This is a genomic window from Pantoea osteomyelitidis, assembly GCF_044342975.1.
Lineage (GTDB): Bacteria > Pseudomonadota > Gammaproteobacteria > Enterobacterales > Enterobacteriaceae > Pantoea > Pantoea osteomyelitidis.
The window spans coordinates 1381404-1402431 of record NZ_JBGFSN010000004.1 but is presented as its reverse complement, the minus strand read 5'-3'; the positions used below and the strand labels follow the sequence as shown (position 1 = coordinate 1402431).

Here is a 21028-nt window from a genome sequence, read left to right as displayed (position 1 = left end):
GCAAACTCGTCGCATTGTTGTTTAATCAGGCTTTAAACAGCGGATAGTGACCAGGTGGAACGCTCAGGAGCACAGACATGAAACAGTTGGTCATTGATATGTTAATGAAAATGGCAACGATGGATGTAGAGGCGAAGGAGTTAACCGCGCAGGTGGAAGCGCAATCGTTGCTTGTTGCGGCCTTGCTGATTCAGGCGAAATCAGAGAATTCACTGACAATCACAGAAACGGTACAGGAAGCTATCGTAACGGCGTCACGCTCCTCGGCGGAATTTTTGCAGACCGATGTGGATTTGTTGCTGACGCACGTTAATCGTTTATTGGCTGTCGCGCGTTTTGTAGAGGTTAAAGCGGAGCAGGCGGGGTAAAAAAATGAACCTCTGGAGGTGGAAATCCAGCGACACCTCCAGAGGTTGTGCACAAGCACTATTCGTTCAAGGACAATCTACGACCTGAGTCGTGGAGTAAACTTATACGACATTGCACAGCTTGTACAACTTTATACTGGCAAAGGGCGTCTGGTTGGAGGTGTATAAATAATGCAATTTTACGCCAGCGCCTTTTACAGCTCGTTTTTGCGGCAAAACTCTTCCCAGCTCATCCCTAACGCTTCTGCATGGGATTTGAGATAGGCTTCGATAGCATCTGCCGCCACGGCCTTATCCGGCTCGGCGAGCTGAATGGAAAACAGTATACCGTCGAGCTTCTTCTGACGTAAAAAGGCAGCGTAGATGCGCTCGGCATGCAAATTTTTCAATGCCGTCAGCGACATACCTGCTTCACGCGCCTCCGCCTCGCTGAGTTCATTGAGCGCGGCCTGAAAATCGGGATGGGCGGTTAAAAACATTTCACGCGCGCGGGCGTAATACTCTTCTGGGGTTTTCATGCGCTTTTCCTGCGTTTTATTCACTGCGCAAGTGTAACCTCTGGAAAGAAGCTTGTCAGGCACACAGACTTTTCCTGGCTTTAGCGTATTGAATAAAACGCGCTTTGCACGCCGGCAGAGGAAAAATCACGCGCATGCCCGCCTGTATAAGCCAATGCCTTGCGCAACCCCAGGGAAAAATTATAACGTAGCCGCCATTGAACAGAGGACAGGGATACAGCATGAAAAAGTGGATTGTCGTTGCGGCACTGGCATTAGGCGGTTGTGCGCAAATCAATGACTATGATGGTGTGGTGAAAACGCCGGCGCCCGCTCAACTGAAAGGCAACTGGCAGACCGTGGAAGCGAGTGGCTTAATCAACGATCGCGCCATCGGTTCGCTGATCATCGGTGCTCAAGGCGATACGCTGGATTGTCGCCAGTGGCAACGTGTCATTGCCAAGCCGGGCAAGCTGACGCGTCTGAACGACGATTATGTTAACGTCACCCGACAGCTGCGCGTGATGCCGCTGGTGCTAAAGAATGGCGAGCTGCATTATGACGATTTGGTGCTGCGCAAAGTCGACAATCCAACGCTGGAGTGTCAGAAGGCGCTGGCTGAGGTGGCAAAGCAGTCTGACGCCAGCGTGATCCAGAATATCGAGCCGGAGATTATGCGACCCGCGACGAGCAACGCCGCCAGCGCGCAATAATCATTTCCTGGCCCTTTCCCACAGACGAGAAGGGGCCAGGCCGATATTTTATTCCGCCAGCACCCAAACGCTGACGCTGCCCGCATTGCAGTGAAACAGCCCGCTGCCGTTCTCATCACAGGTGATAATATCTTCCCTGTTACCTAAGTGGTCGCGCCAGCTTTTACCGGCGAAGCCTTCACCCATCTCTACCTGTTTTTCACCGTCATCCCCGTTCGACATAACTACCACGCAGCCCGGATGTTCATCGGTGCCGCTGCGGCTGAAGGCGATGCAGTTTGCATGGTCGAAATAGTCGGTCTGCACGCCAAAGGCGTAGATCTGACGCGCCCGGATCAGTGCTTCCAGCTCGGGGATCGCAGGCATCTCAATCTGATAGGTTTCGCCATCGTGGCCGGTATCTTCATAGGTGGCACCGAACAGGTCCGGATAGAACACCGTGGGCACGCCTTGTTCACGCAGCAGGATCAGCGCATAAGCGAGCGGTTTAAACCAGGGTTCTACCGGCGCTTCCAGCGACTGTAGCGGTTGCGTATCGTGGTTGGCGACAATGGTCACAGCATGCCAGGGATCGGCGGCGACCAGCGTGCCCTCAAAAATCTGGCTGAGATCGTATTCGCGTCCTTCGCGTGAGGCGTGATGAAAATTCATCTGCATCGGCGCGTCAAACAGCATGGTTTTGCCTTCGACCTGATGTTCATAAAGCATCAGTTTATCGACCTCATAGGCCCAATATTCCGCCACGATAAACATCGGCTGCTCGGCCGCCGCCTGAATATGATCGATCCAGTCTTTGTAAAACCAGGCCGGAATATGTTTCACCGCATCGAGACGGAAGCCGGTGCAAGGCACCTGTTCCATCATCCAGCGCGCCCAGTACTTCAGCTCTTCGCTTACCGCGTTGTTGCGAAAATCAATATTCGCGCCCATCAGGTAGTCGAAATTGCCCAGCTCATCGTCCACCTGATCGTTCCAGCCATCAACGGTGTAATCATTGATGATCTTGAACACGCCGTATTCCTCGGGATTTTCAATGCAGTCAACGCCGCTGAAACATTTGTAATCCCAGACAAACTTTGAGTATTTTCCGCCGCGTCCCGGAAAGGTAAAGCGCGTCCAGGCTTCCGCTTCCACCACTTCGTCATCAATCTCTTCGCGGTTTTCAGGATTAACGCGGTTGACCTTGATCTTCTCTTTGGCGTCGGCGCCCATTTTATGATTGAGCACCACATCCATCAGCACGCCCACGTTATGGCTGCGCAAGGTATCTATCGCCGCCAGTAACTGTTGCTTATCCCCATACTTCGTTGCCACGCTGCCTTTCTGGTCAAACTCACCCAGATCGAACAGATCGTAGGCCTCATAACCCACCGACTGCGCGCCATTAGAGCCTTTGTACGCGGGCGGCAACCACACCATGCTAATGCCAATCTCGCTCAGCCAGGCCGCTTTATCTGCAACTTCTGACCAAAGTTTTCCACCTTCAGGGTAGTACCAATGAAAATATTGCAACAGCGTGGGGTTTTGCATGTTTCAGGCTCCGTTTTACGTTCACTGAAACAAGTATGGAGTACAGGCCAGAAAAGGCGCGCCGCGCGGTAAAATTATTTTTTACCGGCGCGGCGCGAAGAACGGCAGAAGAGGCGTGAAATCAGAGGTTGTCTCGCGGCACCAGCACGGTGCCGCTTTTGCCGTAAGTCGACATTACAGACTTTTGTCGGGTTGACTGACCGACCAGCGTAGAGAGTTCAGCCATGCGCGCCTGCAACAGGCGTCTGACTTCGCCTTCGTTATCAAGAATATGGCGTAACACCGGGCGCAGCTGCTCCAGCGTCTGGCTGGACAGCGACGCCGTCTCGCTCGATCGCGCCAGCTGTTGCACCGCTCTGACATACTCCATCTCTTTTTTGATTAACTCATCCCAGCTACCCTCGGAAGCGAGGCGCAGCATTCCCTGGCTGAGCTCAAGAAGCTGCTGATAAGCAGCGAGCAGATGCGGTGCAATTGTCATTAAACGGCGTCCTGAACCAGAGTTTGCGGCTGAACAACTTCTTTCCACGCATCGGCGATATTGCGCAGCAGGCTTTCAACTTCTTCCACCGCCGCCACATCGTTATGCAGGTTGGCTTTTAGCAGACGACGAACCATGTAGCTGTAAAGCTCCGTCAGGTTTGCCGCCAGTGCATCGCCGCTGTTGTCATCAAGGCCCTGTTTCAGGCCGCCTTCAATAATATTAATGGCCTTTGAGAGAGAAAGCCCTTTGCCTTCCAGATTACCGTCCTGCATAAACAGGCGGGCGCGCACCAGCGCGCTAAGCGCGCCGTCAAAGAGCATCACCACCAGCTGTTGCTGGCTGGCGCTCATTACCGCGCTTTCAACGCCGATTTTCGCATAGGCCTGGGTGCCGTTAGCGCTGTACATGTTGTCCCCTTACTTATGAAGAGCTGCTGCTTGAGCTGCTGCTGGACGTGTCAAACTGCGTCGTCAGGTAATCGCTGGTGCTGTTCAGCGAGCTCATCAGCACGTCAAGCTGAGTAAATTGTTCTTTATAGCGAGCAATCAAATTATCGATGCGATCGCTCATGTCGTTGTACTGGTCGGTGAGGTCGTTCAGCGTTTTGCTGACGCCATCGGTGGCCGCCTGTACGATACCGGTGCTGGAGAGCCAGCTGGTCAGATTGGTAGAGATGGTGGTGGTAATGCCGGTGGTTGTACCGTCGCCGACGATCATCTCTTTCACGCCAGCCGGATCGCTGGAGAGAGCGCTTTCCAGTTTATCAGAATCAAGCTCAAGGTCGCCGCTGGTCGGATCGGTAGTAATACCAATCTGCGCCAGTGTCTTAAAGGTAGAGGAACTGGCCGCATTGGTCAGCATGCTTTTAAGCTGGGTCTGAATGGTGCGCAGCGTACTGTCGCCGAGCAGGGCACCGTTGCTGGAATCCTGGGAATCAGAATTCACATCCACCGCCGTGTATTTGGTCAGCGTGGCGAAGGTGTCCTGTAATGAGTTATAAGCATCCACCCAGTCACTGATTGCGCTTTCCGCTTTCGATGTGTCCTTGGTAATGGTCAGCGTCTGGTTGCCGGTCGTGGTGTCGCTCAACGTCAGTTCAATGCCTTCCAGCGCATCGCTGATGGTATTGCTACTGTTTTCAATCTCAACGTTATTTACCGTCAGCTTAGCGTTCTGCGCCGTGACGCTTTCCGTCATGCCGTTGCTGCTGGCGCTGGCGTCATAACCCATAAAGCTTTGCAGGGTGTCATCGCCGCTAACGCTGACGGTCATGGCATTATCGGTGCCGGTATCGTCAGAGGTCAGAGAAAGGCGATAACTGCCGTCAGACACCTTGATGATGCTGGCGCTGACGCCAGCATCCGCGTTGTTGATCGCATCGCGAATGCCGCTCAGAGAAGAGTTAGCCGCAGTCAGAGAGATGGTGATGGGATCATCGCCGTTCGCCTGCTGAATGGTAATGGTACTGTCGGAACTGGCGATAGCCGTTGAGGTATCGCTTTTGACAGCGGAAGTCAGGGTCTGCGCCTGTGCCAGCTGCGACACGCTGATGGTGTACTTACCGGCAATGGTGCTGCCTGATGTCGTCGCACTGAATGCGCTCGAACTACTGGAGGCCTTGGTTGCCGTAAAAAGATCGGCGCTATTCAGCGCGGTATTCGCGGTCTGAAAATCAGTCAAGGCGCTCTTTAACGTGCCGTAAGCGCTCAGCTTAGAGGTATAAGAGGTTTGTTGAGCGGAAATAGGATCGAGCGAGGCTTTTTCCGCCGTCTCCAGGCTATCCAGAATACTGCTCAAATCCAGGCCGGAACCCACACCCAGGGTAGAAATACTTGCCATATTTTATCCTTATCACAACGACACGGAGAATGAATACCTGAGTTATCGGCCATCAATGTGGAAAGTTTACGGTTAATTCCAATCGGCTGATAAGGGGAATAGGGCATAGAGAGAAGGGCAATTCAGCGGCTAAAAAAAATTTGGCCACAACGTAAAAAAATTCTAAAGGTTGTTTTGAGGCAGACGATAACAGGTTTGACGGCGATGAAGCCGACGGGTTGAAGCCCACAACTTAACCGAACGACTTGAAATACAGGAACTTTAATCATGGCACAAGTCATTAATACCAACAGCCTCTCGCTGATCACTCAGAACAACATCAACAAAAACCAGTCTGCTCTGTCTACTTCTATTGAGCGTCTGTCTTCAGGTCTGCGTATCAACAGCGCAAAAGATGACGCTGCTGGTCAGGCGATTGCTAACCGCTTTACCTCTAACATCAACGGCCTGACTCAGGCAGCGCGTAACGCCAACGACGGTATCTCTGCTGCGCAGACCACTGAAGGCGCACTGTCTGAAATCAACAACAACTTACAGCGTGTTCGTGAACTGACCGTACAGGCACAGAACGGCACCAACTCTGATTCCGACCTGTCATCAATCCAGGACGAAATCAAATCCCGTCTGGACGAAATTGACCGCGTATCCGGTCAGACTCAGTTCAACGGCGTGAACGTGCTGGCAAAAGACGGCACCATGAAAATCCAGGTTGGCGCGAACGATGGTGAAACTATCTCTATCGACCTGCAGAAAATCGATTCTTCTACTCTGGGCCTGAGCGGTTTCTCCGTAACCAGCAACGCACTGAAAGTAGGCGATGCAGTCACTGAAGTTGGCGATGGCACCACGACGCCTGCTGCGGTAAATTTGTCAGGTGCGGCAACCTCTTTAACCACAGCTACCGGATCAACTGTTAGCGCTTCTTCACTGAGCCTGCACAACGTACTGGATAGTAACGGCGACGCCACTTCTGATTACGTTGTTCAGAGCGGTGATGACTACTATGCTGCCTCTGTTGCCACTGATGGTACTGTTACGCTGAATACCACCGACGTGACTTATGACGATGGCGACAACGGTGTAACTGATGCTGAACAAACTGGCAAACTGGTTAAGGTGGGTACCGATGCATCCGGCAATGCGGTTGGTTATGTGACCGTCCAGGGTAAAAACTATGAAACCGCAGCTAACGCATTGACCAACAGCGGTGACGCAACCGGTACTCAGAACGAGCCTACTGACATCGGTGATATCGCTGATGATGCCAACACCAGCCTGTATGAAGGTACTGCGACTGCCGATCCGCTGGCGCTGCTGGACAAAGCGATTGCACAGGTTGACACCTTCCGTTCAAGCCTGGGTGCGGTGCAGAACCGTCTGGACTCTGCTATCACCAACCTGAACAACACCACCACTAACCTGTCAGAAGCACAGTCTCGTATCCAGGATGCTGACTACGCGACCGAAGTTTCTAACATGTCTAAAGCGCAGATCATCCAGCAGGCAGGTAACTCCGTGCTGGCGAAAGCGAACCAGGTTCCGCAGCAGGTTCTGTCTCTGCTGCAGGGCTAATCGCTCTCAACAAACAGCGTTACTGCAAACCCCGCTTCGGCGGGGTTTTTTTATTGCTTCAGTTTATTCTTAATCGTAACCCTTTTGTTACAGATCCCGCCCCTTTTGCCGATAACTTCTGAAGATTGTTTCATTTCTCTTTTGCTTAACTTCTGGAGTGTCCATGCGCTTCAATTATGACTTGTTACCGGGCGAACGCCTTGCCTTCGAGGAGATCGCAAAGCGCTACGCCTTGCAGCACCCGGAGGATAAAGAACTCACGGCGCGCGCCTTGCTCAGCCCCTCCACCAGCCCGCGTAAAATGGTGATCCGCGCGATCTTCGCGCATCAGGAGAGCAACAGCCCGCTGGAGGATCTGCTGTTTATCTCCAGCGACAATGAGCGCAAAAACTACCTGCGCCGCTTCGAGCATTATCTGAAGTCACAACAGCGCTTCCTTTATTTCCATCGCAGCAGCGAGGATAAAAAACAGAACCTGTGGCGGGTGATGGGAGAGAGCCAGGTTTATGCGATGCTCGATCCCCACTCGGCGGCGGCGCAAAACCTGCTGACCAGCCGGGGCTATAAGCTGGTGCTGATGCGACAGGATGAAGAAGAGAGCTGGTGGCAGCTGTTTGACCGTGAAGCCCATCCCTGTTTCGCCACCTCACGCCGCATCCAGTTTATCGTGGTGCTGAGCACGCCGCAGCACAAAGTGCCTACGGCGGTGATCGCGGGCACCGAAGTGGGTCGCAAGGTCAAAGCGAAGGTATTGCAGCGCGCCAGCCAGGCTGAATTTATCACGGCGCTCAAGGCACGCTACAGCGGCTGCGTCATCACCGGCACACGCCTTATCGATCGCTACAGTTGGCCCTGGCTGGAAGCTTGCCATATCGACACCGCAGAAAATGAGGATGGCATTCTCGCCGACAACAGCGTCGATAACGGGCTCTTTCTGCGCAGCGATCTGCATCGTTTGTTTATCAACCGCTTACTGACTATTGATGCAGAAAGCGGGCGCGTGCGCTTTCATCCGGGCACAGAAACCCAGGAAAACATTAGCGTTTTTTATCAGGATCTTGAGGGGCAGATTTGCGCCTTATGGGATGCCGTGCCGCCTGCCACGCGGGACAGACTGCGGCATCCGCGCTGATTGTTGGCCTGATGGCGAAAGGATTCGCCATTAAATATTACAAATTTGAAATAACCTTGCTTTTCCCCGCCTATTCCTTCAATCGATCGCCCTACAGAATTGGATAATCATGCCGATAACTTCATTAACGCAGGGTAGTCAACGTGAACGATCTCTATACCGCCGAAGGCGTGATGGATAAACATTCGCTCTGGCAGCGATATGTCCCGCTGGTACGCCACGAAGCGTTGCGTCTGCAGGTGCGGCTGCCTGCCAGCGTTGAGCTTGACGATCTGCTCCAGGCGGGCGGCATCGGCTTGCTGAACGCGGTGGAACGCTACGACGCGCTTCAGGGTACCGCTTTTACCACCTATGCCGTACAGCGCATCCGGGGTGCGATGCTGGATGAGCTGCGCAGCCGGGACTGGGCACCACGCAGCGTGCGTCGTAACGCGCGCGAAGTGGCCAGCGCCATGCATCAGGTGGAGCAGAGCATGGGACGCGCCGCCAGCGAACTGGAAGTGGCACAGCGGTTAAATGTCTCTCTTGATGAGTACCGACAGATTCTGCTCGATACCAATAACAGCCAACTCTTCTCTTACGACGAGTATCGGGAAGAGCACGGCGACAGTGCGGAACTGGTGACGGAAGGGCACGAGGAGGCCAATCCGCTTCATCAGTTAATGGAAGGGAATCTGCGTGAGCGCGTGATTGACGCGATCGAGGCTCTGCCCGAGCGCGAAAAGCTGGTGCTCACACTGTACTACCAGGAAGAACTGAACCTGAAAGAGATTGGCGCGGTGCTGGAAGTGGGTGAGTCCCGCGTCAGCCAACTGCACAGTCAGGCGATCAAACGCCTGCGCGCCCGGCTAACGGGAGCGCGCTGACGGCACTCAGTTCCTGGCGATCCAAAAATATAAAAAACCGGGGACTCAGCAATGGGAGCCAAAACTAAAGCCAGACCTTTAAGCCGTTACCTTAAAGACTACAAACACAGCCAGAGTAACTGCTCGCACTGTGGCAAGGTGTTAGATCGTATGGCGCTGGTATTTCGCGGTCAGATCATCAATAAAGAGGCCATCGCGCGTATGGACCAAATGATTGATGAACAGGTCTGGATGAAATTACAGCCCGAGTTAACAGCGTTGTGTCGCTTTTGCAGCGATATTTTTTGTAATACACATCCTAATTACTTCGACATTATGGCGTTTAAACAGTACCTGTTTGAGCAGACAGAGATGAGCCACAGCACGATCCGTGAATATGTGGTGCGTCTGCGTCGGCTGGATGAGATGCTGAAAGCCAAAAATTATCCCGCCGAGAGGCTACGCGGCGGCAGCTGGCATGAAAGGCTGGAAAGTGATTTACCGGACGCGGGTCATAACAACTATCGCATTGCCCTGCGCAAATATGACCAATTTTTAGGCTGGCAGCGTAGCTAAGCATTGTCCCGCCATTGTTGCTGTTGACTCAGCCAGCAACAATGGCGCGATATGTGGGATTCAGAGTGATCCTTTTCCGCTCTTCTGTAACACTGTAAGGATAATTGTGAAATGCCCCGGAGGCTGCATTGTCCTTACATCTTTTGCATCAATTCCCCCGCCTTGAGCTGCTTGGCGCCCCGACATCCCTTGAGCATCTGCCACGGCTCTCCGACTACCTTGGCCGCGAAATCTTTATAAAACGTGACGATGTCACGCCGGTCGCCATGGGCGGCAATAAGTTGCGCAAGCTGGAATTCCTCGCCGCCGATGCGCTGCACGAGGGTGCCGACGTCCTGCTGACGGCAGGGGCAATTCAGTCTAACCATGTGCGCCAGACGGCGGCGGTCGCGGCAAAGCTCGGGCTGAAATGCGTGGCGCTGCTGGAAAACCCCATTGCGACCACCGCCCCTAACTATCTGCATAACGGCAACCGCCTGCTGCTGGATCTGATGGATGCGGAGGTGATCATGGTCGAGGCGCTGCATGATCCGATGGCGCAACTGGCAGAGCAGGCAACACGGCTGGAAGCGCAGGGCTTTCGTCCTTACGTGGTGCCTGTTGGCGGCTCCAACGCGCTGGGCGCGCTCGGCTACGTGGAGTGCGCGCAGGAAATCGCTCATCAGAGCGAGGAGGTGGTCGACTTCGCGGCGGTGGTGGTCGCCTCGGGCAGCGCAGGCACGCACGCCGGGCTGGCGATCGGGCTGGAGCAGCTGCTGCCGGAGAGCGAGCTGGTGGGCGTGACGGTGTCGCGTAAAGTGGCCGATCAACTGCCGGTCGTGGAGCGCATCCGCCAGCAGCTGGCGGAAAAGCTTGAAGTGCAAACCCGCGCGCCCATTACGCTGTGGGATGACTATTTTGCCCCGCGTTACGGCGAGCCGAACGAAGAAGGCATGGAAGCGGTGAAGCTGCTGGCGCGGCTGGAAGGGATCATGCTGGATCCGGTTTACACCGGTAAAGCGATGGCGGGATTGATTGACGGCATTAGTCAGCAACGCTTCCAACGCGAAGGACCACTGCTGTTTATTCATACCGGCGGCGCGCCGGCGTTATTTGCTTATCACCCTTCGGTCTGATGTCACATCAGAAAAGGGTTTATAATCCGTTTGTTAATCGCAGGCAGCGTGCAAACAGACGCGCTGCCGGACAGCAGCGGTAACAGGCTACATCAGACAACACATCAATAAAAATGGGGTACTTATGGCTTTCTCTCAGGTTCGTCGCCAGCTGGTGATGGGAGTGATGGCGGTGGCGTTGGTCGCCGGTATTAACGTCAAAACGTTTGCGGCAGAAAATTTGCTCAGTAAGATCAAAGAGCGGGGTACGCTGCTGGTTGGGCTGGAAGGCACCTATCCGCCATTCAGTTTTCAGGATGAGAGCGGCAAGCTGGCCGGTTTCGAAGTAGAATTTGCCCAGCAGCTGGCGCAGCATCTGGGCGTGAAAGCGAGCCTGAAGCCGACCAAGTGGGACGGTATGCTGGCGTCGCTCGACTCAAAACGCATCGACGTGGTGATCAATCAGGTTACCATTTCCGATGAGCGTAAAAAGAAATATGACTTCTCTACCCCTTACACCATTTCCGGCATCCAGGCGTTAGTGCGTAAGGATAAAGAGGGCAGCATCACCAAGCCGGAAGATCTGGCGGGCAAGAAAGTGGGCGTAGGCCTTGGCACCAACTATGAACAGTGGCTGCGTGAGAACGTGAAAGGCGTGGATATCCGCACCTATGATGACGATCCGACCAAATATCAGGATCTGCGTTCCGGTCGTGTGGACGCCATTCTGGTGGATCGTCTTGCCGCACTGGATCTGGTGAAGAAAACCGGCAACACCATGGCGGTAGCGGGTCCGGCATTCTCTCGTCAGGAATCAGGCGTTGCGCTGCGCAAGGGCAATGAGGATCTGCTGAAGGCAGTAAATCAGGCGATTGCTGAGATGCAGAAAGATGGCTCAATGAGCAAGCTTTCTGAGAAATGGTTCGGCGCGGACGTAACCAAATAATGCAGGAAAGTTTACAACTGGTGCTGGATTCAGCACCTTTTTTGCTTAAAGGGGCGCTGTTCACCCTGCAGCTGAGCATCGGCGGGATGTTTTTTGGCCTGGTGCTCGGCTTCGTGCTGGCGCTGATGCGGCTCTCCCGCTTCTGGCCGGTTGCCTGGCTGGCGCGGTTTTACGTCTCTGTATTTCGCGGCACGCCGCTGATTGCCCAGCTGTTTATGATCTATTACGGTCTGCCACAGTTTGGTATCGAGCTGGATCCCATCCCTTCAGCGATGATCGGCCTGTCGCTGAATACTGCGGCTTACGCCTCAGAGTCGCTGCGTGGCGCCATCGCGTCGATTGAGCGCGGCCAGTGGGAAGCGGCCGCCAGTATCGGGATGACCTCCTGGCAAACCCTGCGCCGGGTGATTCTGCCGCAGGCGGCACGGACCGCGCTGCCGCCGCTCGGCAACAGTTTTATCAGCCTGGTGAAAGACACCTCGCTGGCGGCCACCATTCAGGTGCCGGAGCTGTTCCGTCAGGCGCAGCTGATCACCTCGCGTACGCTGGAAGTTTTCACCATGTATCTTGCCGCCTCGCTGATCTATTGGGTGATGGCGACGCTGCTTTCGGCATTGCAAAACCGGCTGGAAAATCATGTTAACCGTCAGGATCGGGAGTCAAAATGAGCGCCATTGAAGTCAGTAAACTGGTGAAACAGTTTAACGGGCAGACGGTGCTGCATGGCATCGATCTGGAGGTTGCGTCCGGGGAAGTGGTGGCGATTATCGGGCCCAGCGGCTCCGGCAAAACCACGCTGCTGCGCAGCATTAACCTGCTGGAAGTGCCCGATAGCGGCACCATCAAAGTGGGTGGGATTACCATTGATGCCGCGCTGCCCATCAGCAAGCAGAAAGAGCAGGTGAGACGACTGCGGCAACAGGTGGGGTTCGTGTTCCAGAGCTTTAATCTGTTCCCCCATCGTTCGGTGCTGGAAAATATCATCGAAGGACCGGTGATTGTGAAAGGGGAAGCGAAAGCGGAAGCCACAGCACGGGCGCGCGAGCTGCTGGAAAAAGTGGGCTTAACCGGAAAAGAGAACAGTTTCCCGCGTCGTCTGTCCGGAGGGCAGCAGCAGCGCGTGGCGATTGCGCGTGCGCTGGCGATGCGTCCGGAAGTGATTCTGTTTGACGAGCCGACCTCCGCGCTCGATCCAGAGCTGGTCGGTGAAGTACTCAGTACCATCCGGGCGCTGGCGGAAGAGAAGCGCACCATGGTGATCGTCACTCATGAGATGAGCTTTGCCCGCGACGTGGCTGACCGCGCCATCTTTATGGATCAAGGACAGATTGTGGAGCAGGGACCGGCGAAAAGGCTTTTCAGTGAGCCGCAACATGCCCGTACGCGTCAGTTTCTCGACAAATTTCTTAATCAATAATCCTGGTGCCGCCATTTCACTGGCGGCACGCTTACTCTGCGCGTCATCACGCTATCCCACCGGCTAAATCTGAAATTGCTTTTATTATCGCCTTGAATTTTTTATGGTTATTCTGTTCTGCACCGGCGTAGTAGTCACTTATGTCAACAATCACAACGCTTTAAGACCATGCCTTATTGTTAATTCCTCACAAATATAAATAATTCTTTACAAAACCCGTTACCGGAGAAGTAAAGATGCGTGCCAATGCTGAAAAAGAAGTGCTCTGGATTAATACGCTGAAAGGAGGGGCGATTCTGCTTGTGGTGCTACACCACACCATTATTACCACCTTTGCGCCCTCTGTCTCTTTTCTTACTGCTGGCTCGCTACCCGCAGAAATATGGATCCTGTTCAATAAATATCTTTCACCATTACGAATGCCCGCCTTCTTTTTCGTCTCAGGTCTACTATCGGCCAGCGCCATCAGCAAAAAAAGCTGGCGTGACGTATTCAGCAAAAAATTCAGCAACGTTGTTTATATTTATCTGCTTTGGGGCACGATTCAATGGTTATGTATTTCCGGTTTCTCGCTCAATTTAATGGGGGAAAAACTTTCAGCGACAAAAAACGCCGCTTATGCCGCTTCGCCAGCGGAATTTATTAAGCTGCTGGCGTTCTCCATGACCAGCCTCTGGTATCTTTACGCGCTGGCCGGTTACTTTTTGCTGAGTAAATTATTTCATCGCCAGAAAGTCACACTGCTGGTACTGGCGATCCTGGCGAACTACGCTGCGCAATTCAGTCTGATTCCCGGCTGGGGACCGGCCAGCGTGGCGCAGAACTATCTCTGGTTCCTGCTCGGCGCATTTTTTAGTGCTTCGCTGATAGCGTTAAGCCAATGTAAGCGCCGCCATCTCTGGCTGCTGGTCGCCATTGCCCTGGCAGGGGTTATGCACCATACCCTGGGAAGCTATAAAAATCCGTTTTACAGTCTGCTGGCGATTGTGGGCGGTATTGTGCTGTGCCGGACGTTAAATGAACGTCTGAACATGGCGTGGCTGAACTGGGTAGGCCGTCATACGCTGCCGATTTATGTCCTGCATCGCATTTATATTGAAGTGTTGGGACTGAGCATGCTGGCAGTAGCACGACACTATGGCTGGTTTTCCCATTTCTGGTTTTCCCTGAGCTGGGCTTTGCTGCTGCCAGTTGTCGCCGTCTCGCTTTGTACTTCATTGTCGCTGCTGAGTTGGTCATTACTGAATCGCGGGCCGGGGCGCGCGCTATTTATTTACCCGCCTCTGCTGCGTAAGCCGCCGATTGCGCCAAATGCGGCGCCTGCCCCCTGATATCAGCAATTAAAGGCCAGCATCGCTGGCCTTTTTAATATAGCCAATTTCCCGCTTATCAGACTGTTAGAATTTTTTATTAACGTAATAATCCATTAAACAGTACCATCTCCTGTTGTAATATTTCATCGGGGTAGTGGGTCAATTATTTTCTGGTTTTTATTATCGCTGCTTTGTCTTAAATAATGGTCGTGGTATGGCGGGTTAGTAACATAATTATTTTCATGTTACTAATTAAAATAAGAGCAGAATAAATCGTTAAACAGAAATGTAAAAAAATACCTTGTCAGGTAAATTATTGTATAGGCAGGTCCAGCGCAATATTTTTAAGATTATAGCTACATCCATCGCGTTACGATTCCCTAATACTCGCTGAATAATCATAAAAGCCTCGCGCATTTTAGCGCATTTCAATTTGAGAAATCTGACCTACACAGCGGGAGTCGAACAATGAATAATGCCAAGCGGGACGAGATATTATGGGTAAACACCCTGAAGGGCGCCTGTATTTTGCTGGTGGTGCTTTACCATACGGTGCTACCGGGTTTTGAGAGTACGTTGAAATATCTTTCTGCGGGATGGTTCCCTGCGGAAATATGGGTACAGTTTAATACCGTGCTTTCACCTTTACGTATGCCTGCTTTCTTTTTTGTTTCAGGATTGCTGGCGACAAACGGCATTTTGAACCGGCCCTGGAAGCAGGTGTTTACCAGCCGAATCACCAATTTATTTTATCTCTATATTCTTTGGGGTTTTATCCAGTGGTGGTCAATTATCGGCATCTCCACGGAAATTACCGGCCAGCGAATTTCACAGAATTTGAACGCGGCCTATGCCGGTTCATTGTATGAATTCCTGAAGTTAACCTTTCTCGCGATGAGTACATCCTGGTATTTATATGGTCTGGGTATCTATTTCCTGTTTGCGAAATTATTCCACAAACAGAAGTTAGTGCTGCTGGTAGCTGCCGTGGTGCTTAACTATCTGGCGGTGGAAAAGATCATCCCTTACTGGGGGCCGCAGAGTGTGGCGCAATATTTCCTGTTTTTCCTGTTGGGCGCATTCTGGAGCCAGAGAATGCTGCGTCTGAGCGAATGGCGGCGTGAGAATTTCCTTCCCTGGGCGGGACTGGCTGCTTTGTCAGGTATCCATATCATTTTCGGGCTGGATAAGAGTCTGTTTCTCTGTCTCATCGCCGTATTGTGTAGCGTGGCGCTCTGTCGCTGGCTGAACGCGCATTTCAATATGTCTTTTATGAACTGGATAGGACGAAACACGCTGCAAATTTACGTTATCCACCGTATTTTTATTGAGTTTTTCGGCATGTCGGCCATTCTGTTCGCGCTGCATCATCATCTGTTTGAATATGCCTGGTTCTCAATACTGTGGGCCTGTTTCTATCCGCTGGCGATTGTCGGCATCTGTTCGCTCTGTTCAATTGGCGTCTGGTCATTGACCAACCGTGGCCTGGGGAAATCGCTGTTTATTTTCCCGACGCTGATCGGTTGGAAGAAGAAGGGCACGCAGGTAGCGTAAGGGAAGGGGCGGCCCTGCTCTGTCACCGCAGGGGCGATATGTTGCTCCGCAGGGTTCCGCCCGCCAGGCGGCAGGCAGTTTCAGGAGCCGCAGTACATGCGGCCGTGTTAAGGGGCCGTTTTGCTGGCCCCTTAACAATCCCCGCGACCGGCAGCCTCCGCGCAGCGCTGCGCGCTGTGCCTTCGTCACTCACTCCGGCCTCACGGAACGGTCGGGATTCGCCATCCATGGCTCAACCCTCCCTCTCGCCGCATCCATGCGGCTCGTCCTGGCCTGCGTTCTTTCCTCAGCGCGTCGGAAGCCGGAACCAACACCCCCGCCTGCATGTTCATTGTTTTTTTATTTCGCGCAGCGTTGTCTGATGGCCGGATAAACAATTTTCAGCAACGCGGTTGTTTAAAGAAGTAAGTCATCGCTTGCAGCGGGGGGGTTGGGGCGGCCTTTTCATCGCTGAGCGGAGGAAGGATTTCAGGGCGAGCCGACAGGACGTCGGCGAGAGTGAAGGGCCGCGCCAGGGATGGCGCGTCCCGAACGGTCCGTGAGAAATCCTGAGGAAGCGAAGGCACCGCGAAGCGGCGATAAAGCGGGCCGCGAGCCCGGGGTCGAGGGGGCGCGGCGACTGGCGCCCCCTCGTCGGTCGCCCGCACGGGCGGGCTGAAACTGCGTCACGTATGGGCGATCGAAACATCTCTGCGGCAAGCGGACCGCCCCGCGGCTAGCGGACAGCCCGCGCAAGCGAAACACCTGCGCGGTCAGCGCCCCCTTACCCTATGGTCATCAGGCTGGCGTTGCCGCCCGCCGCAGCGGTGTTCACGCTCAGCGAGCGCTCGATCAGCAGACGCTCCAGCAGCAGATTGGTTTCGCCGCGGGCGAAGCCCTGCACCGAAACGATCGCGCCTTCGCGTGCGGCAATCTCCGCGCACAGGCTGCGCAGCTGATCGGCATCGCCGTGGTAAATCACTGCGTCGAACTCATCGTTCAGCGCATCCTGCGCCAGATCGATACGATCCTGTACCGCCTTCGGCAGTGATTTTACCAGGTTGCGATGCAGCTCGTCGTCCTGCCACAGCGCGCGGCTGCCGACGCTGGTCACCGCAGCGAGCTGCACCAGGGCATCCTGCTCGTTGTCAGCTACGCAAAGCACGCGCTCACGCGGTAGCAGCGTAAAGGTGTTACGCTCGCCGGTAGGACCCGGCAACAGGTGCACGGTACCCGCCTGCGCCAGTTCGCTGTAGCGCTGACAGACAGTGGACAAGCCGGGCTTATCTTTCGCCCAGTCGCTCAGCGCCTGATGCGAGGCGGTCAACGCCTGACGCAGCGCCGCATCAACCGGACGTTCGCTATCCTGACGATCAAAGGTCAGACGCAGCGCGCCGTCCGGGCGGTGCGCCAGCAGACGATAGAGATAGAGCGGACCGCCCGCTTTAGGACCGGTGCCGGAGAGGCCTTCGCCGCCGAAGGGCTGCACACCAACGACCGCGCCCACCATGTTGCGGTTAACGTAAAGGTTGCCCACCTTAACGCCTGCCGTCACCTGGGCGATGGTTTCGTCGATGCGCGTATGCACCCCCAGCGTCAGGCCATAACCCGAAGCGTTGATCTGCTCAATCAGCTGCGGCAGGCTGCTGCGCGAGAAGCGCACCACATGCAGTACCGGGCCGAATACCTCTTTGTCGAGATCGGCGACCTGGTCCAATTCAATCAGCGTCGGCTTAACGAAGGTGCCGGTTACCCACTCTTTGCTGTCCAGTGGGATCTCCTGCACTGCCTGATAAACCTTAAAGCCTTTATTGCGCATCGCCTGAATATGGCGTTCGATGTTGTCTTTCGCTTCGGCATCAATCACCGGACCGATATCGGTGGAAAGCCGCTCCGGATTGCCCATGCGACACTCCGCCATCGCGCCACGCAGCATCTTCAGCGTGTGATCGGCCACATCTTCCTGAATACAGAGCAGACGCAGCGCCGAGCAGCGTTGACCGGCGCTGTCGAAGGCAGAGGCGACGATATCGATCACCACCTGCTCCGTCAGGGCGGAAGAGTCAACGATCATGGCGTTAAGCCCGCCGGTTTCCGCAATCAGCGGCGTCGGACGACCCTGGGGATCAAGACGACCGGCAATGTTACGCTGGAGCAGGGTGGCGACGGCGGTTGAGCCGGTGAACATCACGCCGCGTACCCGATCGTCGCCGGTGAGCTGCGCGCCCACGGTTTCGCCCTGGCCTGGCAGCAATTGAATCACGCCCAGCGGCACGCCGGCATCCAGCAGAATCTGTACCGCCTGAGCGGCGATCAACGGCGTCTGCTCGGCAGGTTTGGCCAGCACGCTGTTGCCAGCCGCCAGCGCGGCGGCGATCTGTCCGGTAAAGATCGCCAGCGGGAAGTTCCATGGACTGATACAGACCACCGGCCCCAGCGGGCGATGGGTTTCGTTATCAAAGTCGTCGCGCACCATGCCCGCGTAGTAGTAGAGGAAATCCACCGCTTCACGCACTTCAGCGATGGCGTTGTTATAGGTTTTACCCGCTTCGCGCACCAGAATGCCGATCAGCTGTTGCATCTGGCCTTCCATCAATAGCGCGGCACGCTCAAGGATCGCAGCGCGCTCCTGCGGCGGCGTGGCGAACCAGATCGGACCGGCATTCACTGCGGCATCCAGCGCCTGAGACACTTCCTGCTCCGTCGCCTCACGCACCTGACCCACCACATCTGTAGGTGCGGCAGGGTTCAGCACCGGACGGGCTTCGCCCTCACCCGGCGCGCCATCGATCATCGGCTGCGCCAGCCACGGATGGGTCGCGCTGTTCAGCAGCGCGCTGGAGAGCGAGGCGAGGCGATGTTCGTTCGCCATATCCAGACCGGCCGAGTTAGCGCGTTTTTCGCCGTAAAGATCGCGCGGCAGCGGAATCTTCGGATGCGGCAGCCCGACAGCGCCTTCGCTGAGAGCCTGCTTTTCCACCGCCGTAACCGGATCCGCGACCAGCTCATCAAGCGGCAGCGAGGTATCAGCAATACGGTTCACGAATGAGGTATTGGCGCCGTTTTCCAGCAGACGACGCACCAGATAGGCCAGCAGCGTTTCATGAGTGCCCACCGGGGCGTAGATACGGCATGGACGGTTGAGTTTGCCGTCGGCCACTTTGCCCACCACCTGCTCATAGAGCGGCTCGCCCATGCCGTGCAGGCACTGAAACTCATACTGGCCCGGATAATAGTTATTGCCCGCCAGCTGATAGATTGCCGCCAGGGTATGAGCGTTATGCGTCGCGAACTGCGGATAGATGAGGTTTGGCGCTGCCAGCAGCTTGCGCGCGCAGGCAAGGTAAGAAATATCGGTGTAGATCTTACGGGTATAAACCGGATAGCCTTCCAGCCCTTCCATCTGGGCGCGTTTGATTTCGCTGTCCCAGTAAGCGCCTTTCACCAGACGGATCATCAGACGACGACGGCTGCGCTGCGCCAGATCGATCAAATAATCGATCACGAACGGGCAGCGCTTCTGGTAGGCCTGAATCACAAAGCCGATGCCGTTCCAGCCTTCCAGCTCCGGCTCGAAACAGAGTTTTTCCAGCAGGTCGAGGGAAAGCTCCAGGCGGTCCGCCTCTTCAGCATCGATATTAATGCCGATATCGTAGGAACGCGCCAGCAGCGTCAGCGATTTCAGAATTGGATAAAGCTCCTCCATCACACGCTCATATTGGGCGCGGCTGTAGCGCGGATGCAGCGCGGAAAGCTTGATGGAGATGCCCGGACCTTCATAAATGCCGCGACCGTTGGAGGCTTTGCCAATGGCGTGAATCGCCTGCTGATAAGAGAGCAGGTAGGCTTTGGCATCGCTGGCGGTCAGGGCCGCTTCGCCCAGCATATCATAGGAGTAGCGGAAGCCTTTTTCCTCCAGCTTGCGCGCATTGGCCAGCGCCTCGGCAATGGTTTCGCCGGTAACGAACTGCTCGCCCATCAGGCGCATCGCCATATCGACGCCCTTACGGATCAGCGGCTCGCCGCTTTTACCGATAATACGGTTCAGCGAGCGGCTCAGGTTGGCTTCGTTATGGGTCGAGACCAAGCGGCCGGTAAACAGCAGGCCCCATGTCGCCGCGTTAACAAACATTGAAGGGCTGCGGCCCAAATGGGATTGCCAGTTACCGTTGCTGATTTTGTCGCGGATCAGCGCATCGCGTGTCGGCTTATCGGGAATGCGCAGCAGCGCCTCCGCCAGACACATTAGCGCCACCCCTTCCTGCGAGGAGAGGGAGAACTCCTGCAACAGGCTTTGCACCATTCCGGCGCGTCCTGTCGCACCTTTTTGGTGCCGAAGCTTGTCGGCGAGGCGGTAAGCCAGCTGATGCGTTTTCTCTGCCAGCGGGGCGGGCAGGCGCGCCTGTTCCAGCATCATGGGCACCGCATCGGTCTCGGGACGACGCCATGCGGCGGTTATCGCCGAACGAGATACCGACTGCGGCAAAATATGCTCAGCGAACTCCAGAAAAGGCTGGTGTCCCTGTTCCTGCGGCGGGTCGTCGCCTTCTGCCTGGCCATTGTGCAGAGGAATTTCCGGCAATGATTCACCCGCTTCCACCTGAGTTAAGTAATTGAAAATGGCCTGTTTAATCAGCCAGTGCGGCGTGCGGTCCACTTTCTGCGCAGCTTGTTTAATGCGGTCGCGGGTGGCTTCATCGAGCTTCACCCCCATGGTGGTCGTACCCATGAATGAAATACTCCTCAAAAAAGTAAAAATCCTGCGTGGCGAGCAATATCACCCAGGTTGCAACTTTGTGCAACCGTGCAAATGTGAGCCAGTTAACACCCTCGGCGTGCAGGCCAAATTTAACAATTCAAAAACGGCATGGATATTGCTGCAAGAATCTCGCCAATCTGGCAAAGCGGGTGAATATGCGGGTTGTAGCCAGGTGCAACTGGATTTCTGTGAGCCAGTGCAACCTCTTTGCATCTTTACACAAACAACAGGTGAAATGCCTGTAACTGGTGTGTTAAATCCATTGTGCGCGCCGCGCCTTTACGGCAGGATACCGCGCCGCAGGAAACCGCACCTGCTTCTGTGGTGCGAGATAGCCTGACTTTGTGCCTCGTTCCGGCATGAAGAAAGGAAAAGGTTTCCCTGAGGAAATCAATATTAAGTGGAGAGAC

The 21028-nt window shown here is 54.8% G+C and carries 19 protein-coding genes; 13 read left to right on the top strand and 6 right to left on the bottom strand.

All coding sequences use genetic code 11. The features are described from left to right. The first annotated feature begins 77 nt into the window (after window positions 1–77). Window positions 78–368 (top strand): anti-adapter protein IraP, encoded by a 291-nt coding sequence (gene iraP / locus ABU178_RS11720; protein ID WP_397214971.1) that lies wholly within the window; start codon window positions 78–80, stop codon window positions 366–368. A gap of 194 nt (window positions 369–562) precedes the next feature. Here the strand turns inward: iraP and ABU178_RS11715 are convergent, their stop codons facing one another. Next, window positions 563–886 carry a DUF6388 family protein gene (locus ABU178_RS11715; RefSeq protein ID WP_397214969.1) on the bottom strand — a complete coding sequence of 108 codons (324 nt, stop codon included), beginning with the start codon at window positions 884–886 and terminating at the stop codon, window positions 563–565. A gap of 221 nt (window positions 887–1107) precedes the next feature. On the opposite strand from ABU178_RS11715, the gene yedD reads away from it, so the two are divergent. Next, window positions 1108–1578: a lipoprotein YedD gene (gene yedD, locus ABU178_RS11710; RefSeq protein WP_397214967.1), complete on the top strand. Its 471-nt coding sequence runs from the start codon at window positions 1108–1110 to the stop codon at window positions 1576–1578. Between the two features lie 48 nt (window positions 1579–1626). Here the strand turns inward: yedD and amyA are convergent, their stop codons facing one another. The 4 genes from amyA to fliD all read right to left on the bottom strand — a co-directional run bounded on the left by amyA (window position 1627) and on the right by fliD (window position 5431). Then, window positions 1627–3108: an alpha-amylase gene (amyA, locus tag ABU178_RS11705; RefSeq protein WP_397214965.1), complete on the bottom strand. Its 1482-nt coding sequence runs from the start codon at window positions 3106–3108 to the stop codon at window positions 1627–1629. A 121-nt stretch (window positions 3109–3229) separates the two neighbouring features. Beyond that, complete coding sequence (fliT, locus tag ABU178_RS11700; RefSeq protein ID WP_397214963.1) at window positions 3230–3589, bottom strand: flagella biosynthesis regulatory protein FliT; 360 nt, start codon at window positions 3587–3589, stop codon at window positions 3230–3232. Beyond that, window positions 3589–3999, bottom strand: coding sequence for a flagellar export chaperone FliS (gene fliS / locus ABU178_RS11695; protein ID WP_397214961.1), 411 nt, complete (start codon window positions 3997–3999; stop codon window positions 3589–3591). The genes fliT and fliS overlap by 1 nt, the downstream gene beginning before the upstream one ends. Window positions 4000–4012: 13 nt before the next feature. Further along, entirely contained in the window at window positions 4013–5431 is a 1419-nt protein-coding gene (gene fliD / locus ABU178_RS11690; RefSeq protein WP_397214960.1) for a flagellar filament capping protein FliD, read from the bottom strand. 267 nt (window positions 5432–5698) lie between these two features. Between fliD and ABU178_RS11685 the strand changes: the two genes are divergently transcribed. From ABU178_RS11685 to ABU178_RS11640, 10 genes are all read left to right on the top strand, one after another. Next, a complete protein-coding gene (locus tag ABU178_RS11685; RefSeq protein ID WP_397214958.1) occupies window positions 5699–7003 on the top strand; it encodes a FliC/FljB family flagellin in 1305 nt (434 codons plus the stop codon). Between the two features lie 163 nt (window positions 7004–7166). Continuing rightward, window positions 7167–8135: an HNH endonuclease signature motif containing protein gene (locus tag ABU178_RS11680; protein WP_397214956.1), complete on the top strand. Its 969-nt coding sequence runs from the start codon at window positions 7167–7169 to the stop codon at window positions 8133–8135. A gap of 143 nt (window positions 8136–8278) precedes the next feature. Beyond that, complete coding sequence (locus ABU178_RS11675; RefSeq protein ID WP_397214954.1) at window positions 8279–9001, top strand: RNA polymerase sigma factor FliA; 723 nt, start codon at window positions 8279–8281, stop codon at window positions 8999–9001. A gap of 51 nt (window positions 9002–9052) precedes the next feature. Continuing rightward, window positions 9053–9556, top strand: coding sequence for a flagella biosynthesis regulatory protein FliZ (gene fliZ, locus ABU178_RS11670; protein ID WP_397214952.1), 504 nt, complete (start codon window positions 9053–9055; stop codon window positions 9554–9556). Window positions 9557–9684: 128 nt separating this feature from the next. Next, on the top strand, window positions 9685–10671 hold the full coding sequence (locus ABU178_RS11665; RefSeq protein WP_397214950.1) for a D-cysteine desulfhydrase: 987 nt from the start codon (window positions 9685–9687) through the stop codon (window positions 10669–10671). A 124-nt stretch (window positions 10672–10795) separates the two neighbouring features. After that, window positions 10796–11596: a cystine ABC transporter substrate-binding protein gene (gene tcyJ / locus ABU178_RS11660; protein WP_397214948.1), complete on the top strand. Its 801-nt coding sequence runs from the start codon at window positions 10796–10798 to the stop codon at window positions 11594–11596. Then, window positions 11596–12264, top strand: coding sequence for a cystine ABC transporter permease (gene tcyL / locus ABU178_RS11655; RefSeq protein ID WP_397214946.1), 669 nt, complete (start codon window positions 11596–11598; stop codon window positions 12262–12264). Before tcyJ ends, tcyL begins: the two co-directional genes overlap by 1 nt. Further along, entirely contained in the window at window positions 12261–13013 is a 753-nt protein-coding gene (gene tcyN / locus ABU178_RS11650) for an L-cystine ABC transporter ATP-binding protein TcyN (RefSeq protein WP_397214944.1), read from the top strand. Before tcyL ends, tcyN begins: the two co-directional genes overlap by 4 nt. 236 nt (window positions 13014–13249) lie before the next feature. After that, window positions 13250–14344, top strand: coding sequence for an acyltransferase family protein (locus ABU178_RS11645; protein WP_397214942.1), 1095 nt, complete (start codon window positions 13250–13252; stop codon window positions 14342–14344). Between the two features lie 450 nt (window positions 14345–14794). Further along, complete coding sequence (locus ABU178_RS11640) at window positions 14795–15880, top strand: acyltransferase family protein (protein WP_397214940.1); 1086 nt, start codon at window positions 14795–14797, stop codon at window positions 15878–15880. 763 nt (window positions 15881–16643) lie between these two features. Here the strand turns inward: ABU178_RS11640 and putA are convergent. Continuing rightward, window positions 16644–20588 (bottom strand): trifunctional transcriptional regulator/proline dehydrogenase/L-glutamate gamma-semialdehyde dehydrogenase, encoded by a 3945-nt coding sequence (gene putA, locus ABU178_RS11635; RefSeq protein ID WP_397214939.1) that lies wholly within the window; start codon window positions 20586–20588, stop codon window positions 16644–16646. Between putA and ABU178_RS11630 the strand changes: the two genes are divergently transcribed. After that, window positions 20587–20958 (top strand): hypothetical protein, encoded by a 372-nt coding sequence (locus ABU178_RS11630; protein ID WP_397214937.1) that lies wholly within the window; start codon window positions 20587–20589, stop codon window positions 20956–20958. The genes putA and ABU178_RS11630 overlap by 2 nt on opposite strands. The last annotated feature ends 70 nt before the right edge of the window (window positions 20959–21028 follow it).

Bases quoted from the DNA above. Each gene is read 5' to 3' on its own strand.
- iraP (WP_397214971.1), top strand. From the start codon at position 78: ATGAAACAGTTGGTCATTGATATGTTAATGAAAATGGCAACGATGGAT.
- ABU178_RS11715 (WP_397214969.1), bottom strand. From the start codon at position 886: ATGAAAACCCCAGAAGAGTATTACGCCCGCGCGCGTGAAATGTTTTTA.
- yedD (WP_397214967.1), top strand. From the start codon at position 1,108: ATGAAAAAGTGGATTGTCGTTGCGGCACTGGCATTAGGCGGTTGTGCG.
- amyA (WP_397214965.1), bottom strand. From the start codon at position 3,108: ATGCAAAACCCCACGCTGTTGCAATATTTTCATTGGTACTACCCTGAA.
- fliT (WP_397214963.1), bottom strand. From the start codon at position 3,589: ATGACAATTGCACCGCATCTGCTCGCTGCTTATCAGCAGCTTCTTGAG.
- fliS (WP_397214961.1), bottom strand. From the start codon at position 3,999: ATGTACAGCGCTAACGGCACCCAGGCCTATGCGAAAATCGGCGTTGAA.
- fliD (WP_397214960.1), bottom strand. From the start codon at position 5,431: ATGGCAAGTATTTCTACCCTGGGTGTGGGTTCCGGCCTGGATTTGAGC.
- ABU178_RS11685 (WP_397214958.1), top strand. From the start codon at position 5,699: ATGGCACAAGTCATTAATACCAACAGCCTCTCGCTGATCACTCAGAAC.
- ABU178_RS11680 (WP_397214956.1), top strand. From the start codon at position 7,167: ATGCGCTTCAATTATGACTTGTTACCGGGCGAACGCCTTGCCTTCGAG.
- fliZ (WP_397214952.1), top strand. From the start codon at position 9,053: ATGGGAGCCAAAACTAAAGCCAGACCTTTAAGCCGTTACCTTAAAGAC.
- tcyJ (WP_397214948.1), top strand. From the start codon at position 10,796: ATGGCTTTCTCTCAGGTTCGTCGCCAGCTGGTGATGGGAGTGATGGCG.
- tcyL (WP_397214946.1), top strand. From the start codon at position 11,596: ATGCAGGAAAGTTTACAACTGGTGCTGGATTCAGCACCTTTTTTGCTT.
- tcyN (WP_397214944.1), top strand. From the start codon at position 12,261: ATGAGCGCCATTGAAGTCAGTAAACTGGTGAAACAGTTTAACGGGCAG.
- ABU178_RS11645 (WP_397214942.1), top strand. From the start codon at position 13,250: ATGCGTGCCAATGCTGAAAAAGAAGTGCTCTGGATTAATACGCTGAAA.
- ABU178_RS11640 (WP_397214940.1), top strand. From the start codon at position 14,795: ATGAATAATGCCAAGCGGGACGAGATATTATGGGTAAACACCCTGAAG.
- ABU178_RS11630 (WP_397214937.1), top strand. From the start codon at position 20,587: ATGAATGAAATACTCCTCAAAAAAGTAAAAATCCTGCGTGGCGAGCAA.
- putA (WP_397214939.1), bottom strand. From the start codon at position 20,588: ATGGGTACGACCACCATGGGGGTGAAGCTCGATGAAGCCACCCGCGAC.